Source organism: Aliamphritea ceti (assembly GCF_024347215.1).
GTDB classification, from domain to species: Bacteria; Pseudomonadota; Gammaproteobacteria; order Pseudomonadales; family Balneatricaceae; genus Amphritea; species Amphritea ceti.
Genome location: NZ_AP025282.1, coordinates 740,520 through 758,246, shown reverse-complemented (window position 1 = coordinate 758,246; position 17,727 = coordinate 740,520). Strand labels below are relative to the sequence as shown.

The 17,727-nt window shown below is 45.5% G+C and carries 20 protein-coding genes; 10 read left to right on the top strand and 10 right to left on the bottom strand.

Annotation, left to right across the window (positions count from 1 at the left end):
• Positions 1-127 precede the first annotated feature (127 nt).
• Entirely contained in the window at positions 128-925 is a 798-nt protein-coding gene (locus OCU49_RS03465) for a pentapeptide repeat-containing protein (protein ID WP_261843638.1), read from the bottom strand.
• Positions 915-1,358, bottom strand: coding sequence for a conjugative transfer protein MobI(A/C) (mobI, locus tag OCU49_RS03460; protein WP_261843637.1), 444 nt, complete (start codon positions 1,356-1,358; stop codon positions 915-917). The genes OCU49_RS03465 and mobI overlap by 11 nt, the downstream gene beginning before the upstream one ends.
• A 465-nt stretch (positions 1,359-1,823) precedes the next feature.
• Between mobI and OCU49_RS03455 the strand changes: the two genes are divergently transcribed.
• Genes OCU49_RS03455 through OCU49_RS03445 form a run of 3 tightly spaced genes read left to right on the top strand, consistent with a single transcriptional unit; the run spans position 1,824 to position 4,313 of the window.
• Complete coding sequence (locus OCU49_RS03455; RefSeq protein WP_172567282.1) at positions 1,824-2,798, top strand: ParM/StbA family protein; 975 nt, start codon at positions 1,824-1,826, stop codon at positions 2,796-2,798.
• On the top strand, positions 2,795-3,070 hold the full coding sequence (locus OCU49_RS03450; RefSeq protein WP_261843636.1) for a hypothetical protein: 276 nt from the start codon (positions 2,795-2,797) through the stop codon (positions 3,068-3,070). Before OCU49_RS03455 ends, OCU49_RS03450 begins: the two co-directional genes overlap by 4 nt.
• Position 3,071: 1 nt before the next feature.
• Complete coding sequence (locus OCU49_RS03445) at positions 3,072-4,313, top strand: tyrosine-type recombinase/integrase (protein ID WP_172567283.1); 1,242 nt, start codon at positions 3,072-3,074, stop codon at positions 4,311-4,313.
• Positions 4,314-4,329: 16 nt separating this feature from the next.
• Here OCU49_RS03445 and OCU49_RS03440 read toward each other — a convergent pair whose 3' ends face one another.
• The 4 genes from OCU49_RS03440 to OCU49_RS03425 form a co-directional block, all read right to left on the bottom strand.
• Positions 4,330-4,524, bottom strand: a complete 195-nt coding sequence (locus tag OCU49_RS03440; RefSeq protein WP_000127614.1) for a helix-turn-helix transcriptional regulator — start codon at positions 4,522-4,524, stop codon at positions 4,330-4,332.
• A 792-nt stretch (positions 4,525-5,316) separates the two neighbouring features.
• Positions 5,317-5,820 (bottom strand): flavodoxin FldB, encoded by a 504-nt coding sequence (fldB, locus tag OCU49_RS03435; RefSeq protein WP_261843635.1) that lies wholly within the window; start codon positions 5,818-5,820, stop codon positions 5,317-5,319.
• 112 nt (positions 5,821-5,932) lie between these two features.
• Complete coding sequence (locus OCU49_RS03430; protein ID WP_261843634.1) at positions 5,933-7,663, bottom strand: DEAD/DEAH box helicase family protein; 1,731 nt, start codon at positions 7,661-7,663, stop codon at positions 5,933-5,935.
• A gap of 228 nt (positions 7,664-7,891) precedes the next feature.
• Entirely contained in the window at positions 7,892-8,053 is a 162-nt protein-coding gene (locus OCU49_RS03425; protein ID WP_261843633.1) for a hypothetical protein, read from the bottom strand.
• Positions 8,054-8,264: 211 nt separating this feature from the next.
• Between OCU49_RS03425 and OCU49_RS03420 the strand changes: the two genes are divergently transcribed.
• Together OCU49_RS03420 and OCU49_RS03415 are read left to right on the top strand one after the other, a co-directional pair.
• On the top strand, positions 8,265-8,450 hold the full coding sequence (locus tag OCU49_RS03420) for a hypothetical protein (RefSeq protein WP_261843632.1): 186 nt from the start codon (positions 8,265-8,267) through the stop codon (positions 8,448-8,450).
• A gap of 548 nt (positions 8,451-8,998) precedes the next feature.
• Positions 8,999-9,256, top strand: a complete 258-nt coding sequence (locus OCU49_RS03415; RefSeq protein ID WP_261843631.1) for a hypothetical protein — start codon at positions 8,999-9,001, stop codon at positions 9,254-9,256.
• 100 nt (positions 9,257-9,356) lie between these two features.
• Here the strand turns inward: OCU49_RS03415 and OCU49_RS03410 are convergent, their stop codons facing one another.
• From OCU49_RS03410 to OCU49_RS03400, 3 genes are read right to left on the bottom strand one after another with little or no spacing between them, the layout of a single operon-like run.
• Positions 9,357-9,551: a YqaE/Pmp3 family membrane protein gene (locus tag OCU49_RS03410; RefSeq protein WP_261843630.1), complete on the bottom strand. Its 195-nt coding sequence runs from the start codon at positions 9,549-9,551 to the stop codon at positions 9,357-9,359.
• A 31-nt stretch (positions 9,552-9,582) separates the two neighbouring features.
• On the bottom strand, positions 9,583-10,056 hold the full coding sequence (locus OCU49_RS03405; protein ID WP_261843629.1) for an FKBP-type peptidyl-prolyl cis-trans isomerase: 474 nt from the start codon (positions 10,054-10,056) through the stop codon (positions 9,583-9,585).
• Between the two features lie 24 nt (positions 10,057-10,080).
• The gene (locus tag OCU49_RS03400) at positions 10,081-10,761 is read right to left on the bottom strand and encodes an alpha/beta hydrolase (protein WP_261843628.1); all 681 of its coding nucleotides are present in this window, start codon (positions 10,759-10,761) and stop codon (positions 10,081-10,083) included.
• A 97-nt stretch (positions 10,762-10,858) separates the two neighbouring features.
• On the opposite strand from OCU49_RS03400, the gene OCU49_RS03395 reads away from it, so the two are divergent.
• The 4 genes from OCU49_RS03395 to OCU49_RS03380 are packed head-to-tail and all read left to right on the top strand — an operon-like array spanning position 10,859 to position 15,483.
• Positions 10,859-11,509 carry a paraquat-inducible protein A gene (locus tag OCU49_RS03395; RefSeq protein WP_261843627.1) on the top strand — a complete coding sequence of 217 codons (651 nt, stop codon included), beginning with the start codon at positions 10,859-10,861 and terminating at the stop codon, positions 11,507-11,509.
• Complete coding sequence (locus OCU49_RS03390) at positions 11,506-12,153, top strand: paraquat-inducible protein A (RefSeq protein WP_261843626.1); 648 nt, start codon at positions 11,506-11,508, stop codon at positions 12,151-12,153. The genes OCU49_RS03395 and OCU49_RS03390 overlap by 4 nt, the downstream gene beginning before the upstream one ends.
• Positions 12,140-14,764 (top strand): PqiB family protein, encoded by a 2,625-nt coding sequence (locus tag OCU49_RS03385; protein ID WP_261843625.1) that lies wholly within the window; start codon positions 12,140-12,142, stop codon positions 14,762-14,764. The genes OCU49_RS03390 and OCU49_RS03385 overlap by 14 nt, the downstream gene beginning before the upstream one ends.
• Positions 14,765-14,781: 17 nt before the next feature.
• Positions 14,782-15,483: a hypothetical protein gene (locus OCU49_RS03380; RefSeq protein ID WP_261843624.1), complete on the top strand. Its 702-nt coding sequence runs from the start codon at positions 14,782-14,784 to the stop codon at positions 15,481-15,483.
• Here the strand turns inward: OCU49_RS03380 and OCU49_RS03375 are convergent.
• Positions 15,472-16,311, bottom strand: coding sequence for an alpha/beta fold hydrolase (locus OCU49_RS03375; protein ID WP_261843623.1), 840 nt, complete (start codon positions 16,309-16,311; stop codon positions 15,472-15,474). The genes OCU49_RS03380 and OCU49_RS03375 overlap by 12 nt on opposite strands.
• A gap of 135 nt (positions 16,312-16,446) precedes the next feature.
• Here OCU49_RS03375 and OCU49_RS03370 point away from each other — a divergent pair, with 135 nt between their 5' ends.
• Positions 16,447-17,724, top strand: coding sequence for an efflux RND transporter periplasmic adaptor subunit (locus OCU49_RS03370; protein ID WP_261843622.1), 1,278 nt, complete (start codon positions 16,447-16,449; stop codon positions 17,722-17,724).
• The last annotated feature ends 3 nt before the right edge of the window (positions 17,725-17,727 follow it).

Below are 17,727 nucleotides of genomic sequence, written 5' to 3'. Positions count from 1 at the left end.
CAAAAAATGCTGTCACTGTCATAAAATCCAACACCATAGGCATCACCTCCACTAACGTTTTAACGACTTCAACTTTCAACCCGCATCGGTCCGTAGACTGGTATCCGTCCGTTATCGTAGGTATTTTCTATGTTGCTGTGGGCCGGGTAATGTCTAAGCTATCAGGATTTCCAACCCTCCGCAAGAATGCCGAAATATAACTCAATGTATAGAAATCGGACTCTAGTGTGTTTAGCTTAGCTAAGTTATTGATTAGGTAGTTAACTCCGAATTCATCAAGCAAAAAATCCAGTGCAATTGTATTTACTTTGCCGCCCTTCCTATGAAGCACCCCGGATTTTCTTATACAAGAATTTTCTCTCAAAACATCAACAATACTCATTAAATCAGAAGGATACTGAGCACCATCAGGAAAACTGTTATATACCTTGCTGTTTTGAAACTGCTTACATGCATGAGTATTAGTACTTAAAATATAACAATCAACAAATTCGACACCATGTAACTGCATACGCTCAAAGGAAGTTGAAATCAATATGCATCTTTCAAACTTAAGGCCGTCATGTGTACACTTTTTAAAATGAGTTCCCTGTAAAAAACAGTTTTCAAAACTCACATTATTAAGATTGCAATATTTGAACTTTGCACCAACCAGAGATGTATTTTTGAAATGTGACCCGCTGAATACAGAGCTAAAACTCGAAGTTTTATTGAAGTTTTTGTTGTAAAATTTTGTGTGTTCTGCCTGCTTTTGCACATAACTATATCGATTATTTTTTTTGTTCCTTGCCATAACTCTTCCTGTTAAACCTAAATTCAAGCAACTATACAACAGGAGAGAATAGTCTCCTTGATTTTTAAGGAGATCATATACGCCATTTCTGTTTCTTGGCTGCTTTAGAAAATCAAATACCTCAATATGCATTGACCCTTCGACGCAGCATGTTGAGCTTATAAACTTGGCGTCGAATATCACTGAAGAATTCTTCTTTCTCCATGGCCAGCGCTAACTCCCATTCTTTGGCCAAACCTTGGCAATCTAAAAATGCGTATCTCAGCTTCGTCTTTGAAATACGCAGTCCCTTGCTAAAGACAACGCGCTTGCCTCGTTGACCGTGAAAACTGTTGATGTACCACTCTATGCCAAAGCCATACTTAAAGTCTCTGATACGGACACCAAGCAGCCCCCAGTCTTTAAAGGGCGCATTCTCTCGAACCTTGTAATGGGCAACCCAAAAGTCATCAACTTCAGCTCGTGCCAGCGCTTTTAGCCTGTCCGTTTCTTGCTGAAGTAAATCTGATACCTCTGCTTTCCATTGTTCATTGACGAATTCTACCAAACCAATTTCCCCATCCAATTAACCCCAAAAGCCAAAACCACTATCCGTTTGGCTTTTGGATCGAAACGCCAAACGTAAAACTGCCGTTACAATCACTATTTGGCGTCTCGATATAAATCAACTCGCGCAATCCCATATCTGACAAGGGATACAGCCCGATTTCACTTAAAAATGCCTGAAAAGACGTATCGCCATGAAGTTACAAACCGTTTGGCGAGTTCAACCCAGAATGCAAACGATCGTTTGGCGTCTCGATTTTTTTGGCTCAGTCATTCGCCGCCAAACAGAGCCTATTCTCATACTTTTGCGAAAATGCAATAGGCAGATAGATGAAAGGATTTGTCACCTTTCTGCCCACCGCCAGTGCACCGAATCCTGATAATGACATTTGAGTGAACCGCCAGAGCACTTGGACATGGCCAAGCGTGACCAGCGCGGTTGATTGAAAACCGTTAGAGCACTTTGAGTGCACAGGAGATAAGTATGTTTGTACTAGGCGTAGATATCGGTTACTCGAACCTGAAGCTGGCAATTGGCCAATCAGGCAGTGAACCAAAAACCATTATTCTGCCTGCGGGTGCCGGTCCTGCGGATCGTATGCCGGAGCGTATCGGTGGAGGCGATGATGAAACTTGTTTGTATGTGTCGGTCGATAACGAGCGTTGGGCCGCTGGTGTGCCTGCTGGACGCCTTCAAGGCTGGGAACGAGAGCTTCACCCGGAATATCCCACCACAAAAACCTATAAGGCGCTTTTTCATGCCGCCTTGTTAATGGCTGAAACTGAGTCCATCGATTTGGTTGTCACTGGATTACCGGTTTCCCAGTTTCATGAACCACAACGTAAGTCTGACCTTGTGAAGCGTTTAAAAGGAGTCCATCAAGTGACGCCTAAGCGCAGCATCACCGTTCATGACGTCAAAGTACTGCCGCAGCCTGCCGGTGCCTATATGGATATGGTTCAAACAGGCGGTGATTTGGGCTTGATTGAAGAAGGTCGCGTCGTGGTCATAGACCCCGGCTTCTTTTCTGTTGACTGGGTTGCCCTTGAGGCTGGAGAAATTCGATACAGCTCTTCAGGAACCAGCCTTCAGGCAATGTCCGTGCTACTGGAAACCATTGATAAGCTGATTTCAGAAGATCACGGTGCCAAAGTAGGAATGGATCGACTTGAAAAAGCCATGAGAACAGGCGACTTGCAGGTCCTGCTATTTGGAGAAAAAGTCGATATTTCACCTTATCTGAATGCTGCCATGAAAAAGGTAGCGCCTGTTGCTCTTACAGCCATGCGCCAATCCATGCGTGACGAAAGCATCAATGCGGACTTGGTATTGATCGCGGGAGGTGGAGCCTTGGCTTATAAGGAAGCGGCCAAGGAGATTTTTTCACGAAGCAAGATCATCGTGCCGGAACAGTCTGTTTTGGCGAACGTCCGAGGCTTCTGGTTTTATGGGGCATGATCATGAGAGTTGTCGTCAACATTCCCCCAGGGAGCCACCCAGAACTACTCAAAGAATTGGAAAAGACGCCGCCACGGGAACGTGCTGAGCGTCTGCGGATGCTGGCTACCTTTGGATTAATTCACATGAGCCAACCCAATCTATCCACGTCATCTGCACCGGTGGATGGCCATGCTCCAGAAGTTGAAATTACTTCTGTGAGTACAGCGCCAGAACCCAAAGCAGAATCACGTAAACAATCATTAAAATCAAAACTAGGGCTGGGCTTATAACATGGCGTTATCAGTTAGCTGGCTCGATGCCAGGTTAAATAAAGAAGCAAAAGAAACCGTAGTAAAAGCCGACCGAGATGGGCTAAGTGCTCGGGTATCGCCCAAGGGCAAAATTGTTTTTCAGTTTCGTTATCGGTTTGATGGCAAGCAACAGCGGGTAGACATAGGTACTTACCCACTTATGAAGCTTGCTGAAGCTAGGAATGAGCTGGATAGGTTAAGGGCGGTACTTGATCAGGGCAGAAACCCCAAGCTCTACCTACAGCAGGAACGGGCCAAGTATTCTGCCAACCAAAGCTTCGAATCGATTTTTCGAGACTGGATAGACTCTGCCGGTAAGCAAGGGTTAAAGGAGAAAACGTGGCACTACCAAAAACGAAGCAGTGAAATATATTTGCTGCCCCGACTTGGCAAGTACCCATTAACTGACATCAATGAATTGTCCTTGCGAAACTGTCTTCGTGAGGTTTCGGAGTCGTCCCCTTCGAACACAGAGCGCCTAGTGTCTGTGCTGCATAAGTTTTATGACTGGCTGATTGATGAACAAATTTTGGAAATTAACGCTGCCGCAGGGATCACAGCAAAGAAAGTCGGCGGCAAGAAAGGCAAACGAACTCGGGTGCTAAATGACAACGAGATCAGGATACTTTGGCGCTATTTGCACGAGTCAAAAATCACTGAGAAGAACCGCATCTACATAAAACTGCTTCTGCTATTGGGCGGTCGCAAGGGCGAACTCATTCAAGCTGAAAAGCATCACTTTGACTTGCAATCTGCAATGTGGACAGTGCCCATAGAGATCCGCAAACAAGGTGTGAAAATTGGAGCGCCGATCATGCGGCCATTGATTAGGCCTGCTATCGAGCTGATTGAACTGGCGATGCAGATGAGCAAATCAACTTACTTGTTTCCCGCGAACGGACAAGAAGAGCTTGCCACAAATGGCTTTGATACCACTATTCCTAACAATGTGAAAATCTGGGCTCGCAGATCGCTCGGTATTGAGATGGAACACTGGTCTATGCATGATCTTCGCAGAACGATGCGAACGCGAATGTCTGCCATCACGACGCAAGAAGTTGCCGAGTTGATGATTGGCCACAGCAAAAAAGGGTTGGATGCTATCTACAACCAATATCAGTACCTGGATGAAATGCGTCATGCTTACGACGTTTGGTATCAACAGCTAGAGACCATCATCGAGCCGACAGGCTTTCCATTCAACTGGCGTTTCGGACAATAAAATAAAAGAAAGAGGCTCAGTCCTCTTTCTTCTCATACTCTTCTAGGTCTTCAATGTGCCACAGCTTGTTTCGTGTATTTCGGTTGATACGAGGTTGCGGCAAGCTGCCATCTTTTATTCTTCGCCAAAGCGTCGTATAGCTAATGTGGTAACGAGCCATCACTTCGTAAGACGTTAGAAAAGGGGTTACTTGGTGAGCTACTGCTGTCATCTGCATTCTCCTGAAAATCAATGTAAAGCTATCATCGCCTGATTCATCACTTGTTGATGGTCAGAAAGATGCATGATTTGTTCAGAAGATCAGCCTTATCAAAACACAAATGTTGCTATTAGGTACTTTTCAGCTCAAACCTATGAATAACAAGGGCTACAAGGCGGTTTGTGTCATGAATAGCAATCAACACGCCTAACGAGAAAAATTTGTACACACTGTTTGTACACTCGCAACGATGACACACCAAAAACCACAATGACGAACCCTTTAAATTCATAAGCTTATAAACAAAAAACTAGAGATGATCGCATTTATTCCGCTTTTGTAATGTCGAAACCAAAGTGCCAAAAGCAGGAGGTACTTTCTTCATCAAAACCAGTAACAGCAAGGCCTACAGCCAGATTTGTGTCATGGAAATTTCGCCAAAGGCCTCTAAAACGGAATTTGTACTCAAGTTTGTACACACTTTCCGAGGTTACGCTTGAACATCATTGAAAAGCAAAGAAACGAGAAAAAGACAAAAAGCCTTTAAATTCAGTACGTAGAGATGTGATTGTGGTGTGCAATGAAAGGTGGTTTTAAGCGTTGAAAGGCTGGGCGGCATCAGGGTGAGAAATGATAGCGAAGGTACGCCGGGTATCGACTTCTTTAGCAATAGCAGAACTGGACATAAGTAGAATCAGAATTCATGACGGCCAAAAGAAATGGCTCTGGTTGAAATTTGGCCGTCATTTTCGCCGATCCTAAGTATTTACACAATGATACGAAGTAAATAAGCGTTAAAAGTAATCAGAGAAACTCAACCATTACCTGACCACACCAGGCTTCAACTCGCTCATCGGTCTGTTCACGCTGACAGTCTTCATCCAGTGCCAGACCAATAAAGAACTTCTTATCTTTGGTTAAGGCTTTTGATTCATCAAACTCATAGCCTTCAACTGGCCAGTAACCAACAGCTTCAGCACCGCGAGCAACAACCTTGTCGTGCAGCATACCTATAGCATCTACAAACCATTCGGCATAACCGTACTGATCGCCTAAACCAATAAATGCGACGGTTTTGCCAGTGAAGTCCAGGTTATCCACCTCATCCCAGATTTCCAGCCAGTCTTCCTGAACTTCACCGTAGTCCCAGGTTGGAACAGCAAAGATAAGCTGATCATAATCCGCAATAACACTTACAGGCGTGTCTTTCACATCAAATAAATCAACATCGTCCAGATGTTCTTTAACCTTAACGGCGATATCACCCGTGTTGCCTGTAGTGGTGCCGTAAAATAATCCAATACTCATCTGCGTTTCCAAGAACGTAATAAAATCGCAATGATAATAATTTGCATTATTAAATCAAGAAAGATTTAGCTATATCTCATAACCGATCACACTAAGCACACTATTTTTTACTTCAACGCATCCTGATAACGTTAAGAACAGCCGCCAGTTCCTGGTCTTCAAGGCATTGCTGATACAACGGCTCATCCAAGATTCGCGATTCATTTTGATGGCACTCCAGATAAGCAGTGTCGGACTCAGGATCAATAAGAGTTACCTTAGGAATTCGCCGCAAGCATTCCAGTAAAAACTGACTGTTATGCTCCACATCCAATTCGACATTTGCCGGATAGACATCCTCAGGTCTGGTCGCGTAGATATTTATCTTCTGGTATCGCTGAATATTCACCAGACCCAAAGGCCGGTATATACACATACTTTTCTGCGTACCTTTGGCTATAAGTAACGGAAACTCCCCTTTAGGAACACTGTTATCCAAAAACTCGTAGCTGAACAACGGGCGATCATAGGCCAGCCATTTACAGAAAATTTTTGGCATGCCCACATAAGCTTCAACACTATGACCGAGAAAATCTTCTACGGCCTTATAACGTCCGCGCTGCAGTCCCCTTTCCCAACCCCGCTCAACAGTAGCTTCAGGTGGTGTGACAACAAAATACATTTGTAGGGTATGAACATACTTTGCATAGGTATCATGCAAAATTTTTGAGACCTTCTCACTTGAAAAGCTGTCGAACCGAAACCTGTCTACCAACAAATGAGAAATAGATGCCTGTTCATCTGCCTGGCGCCGAACATAATGATCGAACTTAGCATCAACCACATTTACTTCACTACTGGTGAAACGGCCCGCATATTTATACGCCTGACCTAAGGTTTCATAATCCAATAATAAGCGTCGCCAGATATCCGGGCTGACTGTCGCATAGCTCCCGGGTTTTATCCCCCGGGTCCGTAAAATTTTCTGCAGCATAGGACGCAAAGAACTTTTACCGGCAGCCGATGCTCCTTTAAGGCTAATTAACAGAGGCTCAGTAACTTTTTCTACTTTCAGGTAGCCCCGGGTTTGCACAGCAGCTTCAATACAGGGAACAATCCATTCTCCCATGCACCGGCTGCCATAACTGTTCATGACATGCCGGGTCACTAACAGACTAAGACTATTCAGATCAGCCCCCAAATACCCACGCCTTCCGGCAACAGCACCTAATACCTGATACAGACTCCGATATACCGCCCGGGTCAAATCATTCTGGCTGGCAAGGCCTGCTAGCTTAAACCCATTCACTACCCGGTAATCACGTTCGAGTGCGGACTCAGCTATCGGTCTGACGGGTGGGGTTTTGGGCTTAACCGCTAACCAGGGTAACCAGCGGCGCCAGCCAGATTTTTGCTGCTCCGCTTGCACTGGTGAAGCCGTTAACTGCTCAGTTAAAATGCCTTTAACACTTTGCTCTATACTGCGCTGCAACGTTTCGAACTGATTGCAAATATCAGGTAATTTCGGTTGAATAAAATGTTCAAATATATCCGTGACGATAATGCGAAAATTAATCCCTAATGCAGCTTCAGTCTCACCTTCCATTACCTGTAAATCAGCAGTTACCCGAACAATCAGTTCATGCAATGCTAAACGAGCAGGCCGAAATGCAACCAGGTCCCCAGCAGCCATACCAGTCTGATCGACCCACTCCATTACATCCCTGAAATTGCTATCAGTATGCTCAGGCAAAAAAATAGTTTCCTGATCCAGTAAGTCTTTAGGTAACTCAGCATCCAGTCCCGGTGACCAGGCACTATAGTAGTCATCATCAACACGTACTTTTGGTTCAGGCCTTTGCATACTGATTCCTATCATTCCGACGCAACTAAGTAATCCCTGATAAACTCAGATTCATACTAAAGTTTAAGTCTGCCAGAAGGTAACGGTGAATTGGAATCAATTTGCGTCAGCACTCATGCTGACAACGACAGGAATTGAACAACTTATAGAAACAGAAACGCCGTAACTGATGACTCAGATACGGCGTTTATACGACGGTCTCTGTAAAACCGCAGAAGTGAAACTCAACTACTTTTTAACGTCTTCGTTAATAAGTTTACGAACTTTAAAGAAGCCCCAGATCATCACTGATGACATCCCAGCAATGCCCAGCAAACTTGGCCATAAAGTTTCAAAAACATAAGGATCAATACCAAACATACGATCACCCCAATCAGCTCTATTAATCATTGAGTTCATGGTACGCCCATTTGTATTAGTGAATATTGATATAACTCAATATCTGTTCCGAAAACTGATGCAAGACTGCTTTTAACAAATTTGCAAAACCAGCTTATCTGACCCATAACTTAATGAAGTACGAGCCCTCTGAGGAACGCCGTACTTCGTAATAAAACTGTCGGGCTCAGACCCGGGCAGCTACTGGTAAGTGAGGTAAATCATGACGCAAATAATAAAACACTGGACGCCTGAACAGCTTCGCAAAATGAATGAACAGGCCTTTCTGATTGATTTACTGGATATGATCAACATATCTCCGGTCATCGACGATTCTGATAGCAGCCTGGCTGCACTGCAAGTACAGCTAGCAACAATAGAAGCAATGATTGCCGACCGATTAGACTAACCCTCCCTTCACCTTGTGTTAACCTAGTCGCAGCTAAATAGTTGCGACTGTTAGTCGCCGGATTTTAGCTTGCGACTTCCCTTCGCAGAATTACATTTATCCCTTTTTAGCATTCTCTCGCGACTTCCATACCATTCCGCAGCGTCATAGCCCCCCTGCACATCGTTGCTAAATCACATCCCGACAATCAAAAACTCAACATACGCCGTTTTCACAACTATCAGGGCGCCCTAACATCAATAAATATAAAACTAATCATCAAAATTATATTTTGATACACCAAATATTATCTATTGATTATCAAAACCTATAAACAAGCAATATTTAATAAATAATAATGTGTAAGCCCAATAAAAATAAACTCTTTAAATTACAAAGAGTTACAAGAAATCCCCTTCCATAAAAAATAACCTAATAAAATATTTTTTTATCCCTTAAAAAACAACGAGTTACATCCTTAAAAATATCTTTATTTATTATCAATAATTCATAATAAGATATATACTTAACTTAATGAAATTTTGATTAATCACAAAGGTATAAAGACAATGCAAGAAAGAGAAATAAAGCTTCTTTTTAAGGCAGGTGTTTTTGAATCTTGTCAGGCGGCGCCAGTATCAATGGCGCGTGGATGGTCGCTGAAATTTATTACCAAGCAGAACGAAGTGTTGACACTGAATCTGCAACGTTCTAAAGGTGAACGGGAATTTAAAAGTCTGGATGGTGCCGCTGCAGTTGCGCGCCGCATTGGCTTTGAATGGTTAAACGTTCAGATCGGCGACCTGAAATGGCAGGAAAAAGTCTGACGGTCAGTCAGCTCAGAAATACACAGCCATAAAAAAGGACGCCTGAACAGGCGCCCTCCGGATAATGCAGATATGTTCAGCAGAAAACCTGCTGACAAACTCAGCCGCCTTTATTCATGGCGTCGGCAATTTTCTGGTCCGTCTTATACTGGCTCAGTGCATACACTGACCATATAGCTGCCGGAATCCAGCCAATCAGGCTGATTTGTAAAATCAGGCAGATAATGCCCGCGATTGGCCGGCCAATCGTAAAAAACTGTAACCATGGTAATAGTAAAGCCAGTATCAAACGCATCTTAAATTTCCTCGCTAGTTCACTTCAGTGATCAGTCAGCAATAACGCCTTCTTGTAATTCAGCATCTGTTGCCTGACGAACCACCATTACTTCTATCTCAAAGTTGAGAGTTTTACCCGCAAACGGATGGTTAGCATCGATCGTAACTTCGCCGTCTTCTTCGTTGATTTCAACAATAGTTACCAGTTGAGGGTGCTCAGGATCGTCTCCTATCTGGCAGAACATACCTGCTTCAATACTTGGAAACGCATCAAAAGATGCTTTATCCACAATTGAAACTCGTTCTTCATCACGATCGCCATATCCCTGATCAGGTTCAATTGAGGCTGTAAGCTTATCCCCAACCTTATGATCTGCCAGCGCCTGCTCAAGCCCGGGGATTATATTTCCCTGACCATGAACGTAAGGTAAAGGGCCTACATCCCGGGAACTATCAACAACTTCTTTATTTTCATTAAACAATTCATAATGAAATTCAACGTAACAATTTTCAGTAATATTCATTTAAGTTATTTTCCGATTACAGCCTTAAGCTGTTATATTTAATACGTTTTTAAGCCAGTCAGATATCATCGTCACTTCATCCAGACTAACACTATGATCAATTGGATAGGTTCGCCACTCAGGCGTAAAACCTAACTCTGTTAATAATTCTTTTGCCACTTCACCCAGTTGAATCGGCACTACATCGTCCTGTGAACCATGTGCAATCATGATCGGTAAAGTTTTATTATCCGGCTGCACAGCTGTTCGTAGACTTTGCTCACAAGGTACATAAGTAGATAGTGCTAATATACCTGCTAGCGGTTGTGGATAAGCCAACCCCGCCTGATACGCCACAGCACCACCCTGCGAAAACCCTGCCAGAACAATACGTTCAGCCGGAACCCCCCGGTCAGTTTCCCGACGAATCAGAGCACTGATCTGTTCTGCTGACTCCAGCAATGAAGCAGTATCTACCTTGCGGCTGACATTCATTTCCAAAATGTCGTACCAGGCCCGCATTACCCAGCCATTATTTACAGTGACTGGACGTTCCGGAGCATGTGGGAAAATGAACCGTACGGCGGCATTTTCCGGTAAGTTTAGCGCCGGTACTATTCCGGCGAAATCATTTCCATCCGCTCCCAGACCATGCAACCAGATAACGGCTGAATCCGCCTGTCCAGCAGGTTCAATCTCAACACAGGGCAATAAGTTTGTATTCATCTGCCATCCAATAAATTATGCTAATAATTAAGTGTTAACTGCCGGTTAACCGTCAGACTGTTTCACTGCCTTCTTACCGGTACTATGCAATAACATAATGAAAACACCAGCTAACTCGTTTACCGCATGCCACGATTGCGATTTGCTCATCGCCAGAGCCAGTCTGCAAAAAGGTCAGTCACTGAACTGTCCCCGTTGTCATGCCAAATTGTTTCATGCCCGTCTGAATCCTATCGAACGGGGGCTGGCGCTGGCTATCACCAGTCTTATTCTGTTTTTACCTGCTAATCTCTTACCGATATTGAGCCTGAGTATTTTCGGACAGCAACAAAGTGAAACCATTCTGCAAAGCGTATTATCCTTATATGATGGCGGCTTAGCCATAGTTGCAGCAGTCGTCCTGATTTTTGCAGTTCTGATACCCGGCCTGCAAATTCTCTTGCTGACATACATTACCGCCTGCCTGCAACTTAAAGGGACTGGGCGATACCTTCGCCAGGGCCTGAATCTGTATCAGCGACTGCACGGCTGGGGGATGCTGGAAATTTACCTGATAGGTACTTTGATCGCCGTTATCAAATTAAAAGACATTGCCAACCTTGAGCCAGGACTTGGGCTGTATTGCCTGGCGGGCCTCATTCTCACTACCTGCCTGACCAACAGTCTGTTTGATACCCAGCAAGCCTGGCAGATGCTTAAGCAACGTCAGAACATTACCAGATCAAATACAGGTCAGACCCAATTATGAATATCGGGAACCACAGATCTGCTCGCCAACAGGGCTTAATGCTCTGTCGCCATTGTCATACCTTGCACAAGCTTGAACATCAGCATAAACATTGCCATGTATGTGATACCCCGTTACACAGTCGAATGGAACATACACTGCAACGCAGCTGGGCATTTTTAATTGCCTCAATTATCTGTTTCTTTCCGGCTAACTTATTGCCAATAATGACCTTTAAGAGCTTCGGCAGTGGAGCCCCCAGCACTATCATGGGCGGTATCATTGAGCTTTTCAGTAAAGGCTTCTGGGGAATTGGTCTGGTCGTTTTAGTCGCTAGTATTGTCATACCCTGTCTTAAAATCCTCGGATTACTAACACTGTTACTCAGCCTGAAGTTTCACTGGCAAACCAGTGCTCGCCAGAAAACCTGGCTCTATCGCGGCGTAGAATGGGTTGGTCGCTGGTCTATGCTGGATATATTTGTAATTGCCGTGCTGGTCGCACTGGTACAGTTGGGTAACCTTGCCAGCATTTCACCCGGCCACGGCGCTACAGCATTTGCCGCCGTCGTGTTACTAACAATGCTTTCAGCACTTAATTTTGATACCCGTTTAATCTGGGATAAATACGCACCTACGGACAACCAAAATCATGACACCAGATAATAACCCTGCGACAGAAGCCGTCATTAAGCAGCACCGTGGCCCATCATTTGTCTGGATACTGCCACTCGTTGCAGCCTTGATAGCAGCCTGGCTTGCCTGGCAGAGCTATCAGGATGCAGGTATTACCATCGAAGTGCAGTTTGAGTCGGCCGAAGGACTTGAAGCTGAAAAAACGAAAGTTCTGTTTCGCGGACTCCCCAGCGGTACAATCAAACAATTACGCCTTAACGAAGACCTTAAAGGCGTAACCGCCATTATTGAAATGGCAAGTGAAGCAGAGCCCCTGCTCCACGAAAACACCCGTTTCTGGCTGGTCAAACCTCAGGTCTCTCTCAGTGGTGTACGTGGTCTCGAAACACTCTTATCCGGTTACTATATAGGTATTCAACCGGGTGACGGTGAAGACAGACGCAGCTTCATTTCTGACAACGAACCTCCACCTTCCAGCAAAGATAAAGCCGGTTTATATCTGACACTCAGCAGTGACTCAGCAGCGTCCGTATACCGCGGCTCCAAGCTGTTTTATCGGGACATCGAAGTCGGTGAAGTAATAGACGTAAAACTCGGTGACCACCAGCAGCAGGTATTTATTGATCTCCATATAGATGACAAATACCGCCAACTGATCAACGGTGGCACCCGCTTTTGGAACGCTAGCGGCATCAGCATCAAAGCCGACTTACCCGAAATAGATATTAAGTTTGATTCTCTGGCCTCTATCATTGCCGGTGGTATAAGCTTTTATACACCTGCTGATGGTGGCGCACTCGACCCAGGTAAAATATTACCCCTCTATAGTGATTACGAAGCAGCAGAAGACGGGGTCGCCGTAACGGTTAAGTTTCCGGCACGTACACCACTTTCAGAAGGTACAAAAGTAGTCAGCCAGGAAATCGTCATCGGCCGGATTCAAAAGCTCCAGTTCAACGACGACCTTACCAGTCAAACAGCGCATTTACTGATTGATCCCCGGGCTAAACCATTATTGCGTGCCGGCAGCCAGTTCTGGCTTCCAAAGACAGATTTTGACATTACTCAGATAGGCCAGTTGTTCGACGGCAATGCTATCCAACTGCAACCAGGGCCAGGAATTCCTCTGTTTCGCTTTGAAGCGCTGAATACACCGCCAGCAAAACGCCCGGGCATTCCCGGTCTGGACATCCGGATCATCGCTGATCAGTTAGGCTCGCTGGATTTCGGTTCCCCGGTGCTGTACCGCCAGGTGCCGATTGGAGAAGTACGTGGTTATGAACTCATAGAACAAGGTAAAAAAGTACTCATTCACGCCACGATTGCTAAAGAACATTCAGCATTAGTAAAAGCCAATAGCCGTTTCTGGAATATAAGCGGTGTTAAGGTCAATGCCGGTCTTGACGGAATTAAACTGGATACGGGCTCACTTACTTCAGTCATAAAAGGTGGTATCAGCTTCTTCACGCCTGAGATTAAAGAGCTAAAGAACGCCACGCCTAATCAAAATTTTCGCCTGTATCAGGACTTTGATACTGCCAGCCTGCAAGGCAAGCTGATCTATAAGAATCAGGCAGGTAAGTTGCAAATTCGGCTGGTTAGCGAACAATTAGGTTCAGTTAAAGCAGGCTCTCCGGTGTTATATCGTCAATTGCCCGTTGGTAAAGTATATGGTTATCAACTGGCAGAAGACGGTAAAAACGTCGAAGTACAGGTTTTAATCGACAAAGCCTACCGTCACCTCATCACCAGCAAAAGTCGTTTCTGGAATGCCAGCGGCATTCATGCGCAACTGGATTTATCCGGGTTAAAATTACAAACCGAATCAATCGACACCATAATTCGAGGAGGTATCGCCTTTGACAACAAACCAGGTAAAGGTAAAGCCGCTAAATTTAATCAACGCTTCACCTTATACCCGAATAAACAACAAGGGCTATATGACGCGCTGGCAATTCAGATCAGTTTTCCGGCCGGTAATACACTGGAACGTGGCGCAGAGTTACGCTTTCAGGGGCTAAAAATGGGACGGGTAGATAATGTGAAGCTACTTGATCCCACCGGACGCATAGAAGCCAGGGTAATTCTTGATCAGCAAGCTGAATTTTTAGCCCGCGAAGGCAGTCGTTTCTGGGTGACCAGCAGCCAGATTTCCCTGCGTGGCATTAAAAATCCAGAAGCCCTGCTCAGCGGTAACTACATTGTCGCAAGTGTCGGTAACACCTCAAAAGCCCCCAGAGCGACACGTTTTAAAGGTATAGATAAAGCCCCTGCTGTTAGCCTCCCGGGATTAAATATCACACTGACTTCGCCTGCATTAGATTCTATAGAAGCCGGCAGCCCGGTGTACTACAGGGGTCTCAAAGTGGGCCAGATAACTGGTTTCACATTAGGTAAAGACCTGCAAAGCATTGAAATTTATGCCAACATTCAACCGAAGTATAAAAAACTGGTAAAAACGAACAGCCGTTTCTGGAACCTGAGCGGTATCAGTGCTGACTTTGGTTTATTCAGTGGCTTGCAAATAGAAACCAGTACCCTGGACACTTTGGTCAGCGGCGGCATCGCCTTTGATTCACCGGTAGCCTCGAAGACCGTTGGCCCACAGCCTCGCTTCAAGCTGCTGGAAAACGCACCTTAAAGGAATACGGATACCTTATGCGCGGTTATACACAGCTGTTTTGCATTTTCACCCTGGCCTGTAGCCTGCTGCTTAGCGGCTGCGCTACTCAGAACAGTGGCTTCAAAATCAGTCAACTGGCTAAAACAGACATCGACAGTGTCACTGACGCGCATATAACTGAACTGAAACGCCTTAACCGCCAACTTGCAATTAAACTCTATAAACGGAATCCCAGAGAACTGGCAAAGGTAGTCGGTAATACAAGTATCGACTCTCGTGTAGATCTGATGTTTAACCGCAACAACCCGCAACGTCTCACTGAACTTCATGGTCTTGACGGCATTAATGCAGTCCCTCTGGCATTTACGGAAGACTACCAGGGAGATAGGGTTTACGCGCTGATGGCTGGAATGATCAGTATGCTGGACGCTTCCTATAATAATAAAGATGAGTTTTTTTTACTCGATGAGCTGGATCAGCAAAAGTTGTATAACAGCGCCCGGAACCTCGAAACCATTGCATGGAGGCTCAACAGCCTTAAGCAAGAAAACGAAGAACTGTTTTTGTTAAGCAATGGCGTCAGCCCGGACGGTGTGAAAAATCTGAGCTTCGAACGCATCTTCGGCAAGATGATTGCCTTACAGGATATGATGGCAAGCTTAGTCGCTGGCAGCAGCAACCGAACTATCACAAAAGTTGTCCACAGTGTCGCCTCAACTACACTGTTACCGATTTAACAGCCATTCATAAACCGGTTGTATTTGTGCAGGCATCATCAGTGCCGGCGCATGCCCGGTATTCCTGACCTTTAACACATCCAGCTGTGGGTTTTGTTGCTGCATTATTCTGACTGTTTCCGCTTTGAGCAAATCAGAGTCTTCCCCCCAGATCAGCAATTGTGGACAATTCACCTGAGACCAAACCGCCATCAGATCAATATCTTCATGCTGCGTCGCCCTCAGCCCCTCAGCAATTCGCGGATCATAGTGTAAATACAGCCCACCAGCCTCATCAGTGCGGTGACCGTATTCAGCCAGGTGTCGCCAACAGCGATCATCCAAATCATGAAAAGCCCGGTAAGTCTTGCGCATATAAGCCTCTACTTCCTGCAGCGAAGTAAACTCATAATCGCCTACGTAGGTCGCTATTCGCTGTAAAGCCTGACCAGGTACACGGCTACCAATATCATTCAATATTAAATTCTCTATTGGAGAATTCGGTAACGATGCCAGTAACATACCTATAATCCCACCCATGGATGTCCCCAGCCAATCAACTTTATCAAGCTGAAGCCTCTGAAACAGTTCCTGCATATCGGCCAGATATAACGGCATATCATATGCCAGCGATTCAGGAAGCCAGTCACTCTTACCTCGCCCAACAACATCCGGACAAATAACCCGATACTCGCAGCTAAGTTGCTCAGCAAGAAAATCAAAATCACGTCCATTACGGGCTAAACCATGTACACAGACCAATACTCGGGGATTATTTATATCGCCCCATTGGTGGTATGCCATGCGATATTCAGCGCGGTGCTGCAAGGTTATAAAATGCGTTTCCATCAGACTCCATCCTAATATTCATCTCCAGGGTAAGACTCAAAGAGCCATCAGAGAGTGTAAAGTAATGTAAACACAGCTCCTGATATCTGTCTTCGTTTATCGAGAATGTATTATGATTCAAAGAGTAGATCACTTTTGACGACTAAAAAACGAGCCGACATGCCAACAACCCGTAAGCCATTCCCGCTGGCCAAGTTTCTGTTACCGATTCTCTTTCTTGCGATCGGCATCGGCGGCTTACTGTATTTAAACAGTAACAAAGCCGCTGTTCCGGCAAAGCCAGTTAACGAAAAAATATGGCGCGTAAAAACTCAGAAAGCAGAGTTTTCTCCGGGACAGCCACAACTGACCTTATTCGGTAAAGTTGAGTCTCCGCTCAGTAGTAATCTGACAGCGCCTTTAACCGCATATGTGAGCGAACGTTTGGTGGCTGAAGGCAACCGGGTCAGTAAAGGTCAGATACTGGTAAAGCTTGATGACCGGGACGCACGCCTGTTGCTCGATCAGCGCAACGCAGAAGTACTGCGCATAGAAGCACTGACTGAAGCTGAAAATGTCCGCTTTGCTGCTGATCAGAAAGCGCTGAAAATAGAACAGGAATTACTGAGCATCAGCCAGCGCACCCTTGAACGCTACCAAAATCTCAGCAGTCAGCAGGTTGCCAGTCAGAATCAGCTGGATGATGCCCGACGGACTCGCCAGCAACAGGCTCTTTCGCTGAACAATCGCCGTCAGGCTATTGCTGACCATCCCAACCGTCTCGCCCAGTTGAGTGCCCAGCTACTGCAGGCTAAAGCCTTACAGGCCAGCGCAGCTCTGGATGTCGAGCGCAGCGAAATTAAAGCGCCGTTTGACGGCCGGATTACCCGTCTGAATGCCGCACCTGGTGACCGGGTGCGTGGTGGTGACCAGATTCTCAGTATGTACAGCGACAAAGATCTGGAAATCCGTGCCCAGTTACCCAACCAATATCTGAGTGAGATTCGCAGTCAGCTGGAACAGCAAACTGCCATTCCAGCGTCCGGTCAGTTAAACGGTAAGAATATATCCCTGTCGCTGGATCGCCTGGCAGCAGAAGCAAATGCAACCCGCCCCGGCGTAGATGCGCTGTTTCGAGTCCGCCAGAAAGATCAGGTCCTAGAACCCGGACGTGCTCTGGCAATGACTCTCACACTGCCACCAGTTGCCCGCAGTTTAATTATTCCGCCACAGGCGCTCTACGGTACTAACCGTATCTATCGAATTACTGACGGCCGTTTAGAAGCGCTGACAATCCAGCGAATTGGTGATACCTCAGTCAATGGCGAAGCAGGCATATTAATAACGGCGACTGATCTACAGCAAGATGATCAGATTCTGGTTACCCAGCTACCTAATGCAATATCAGGCCTGCGAGTCGAGGCAGCGGAATAAATA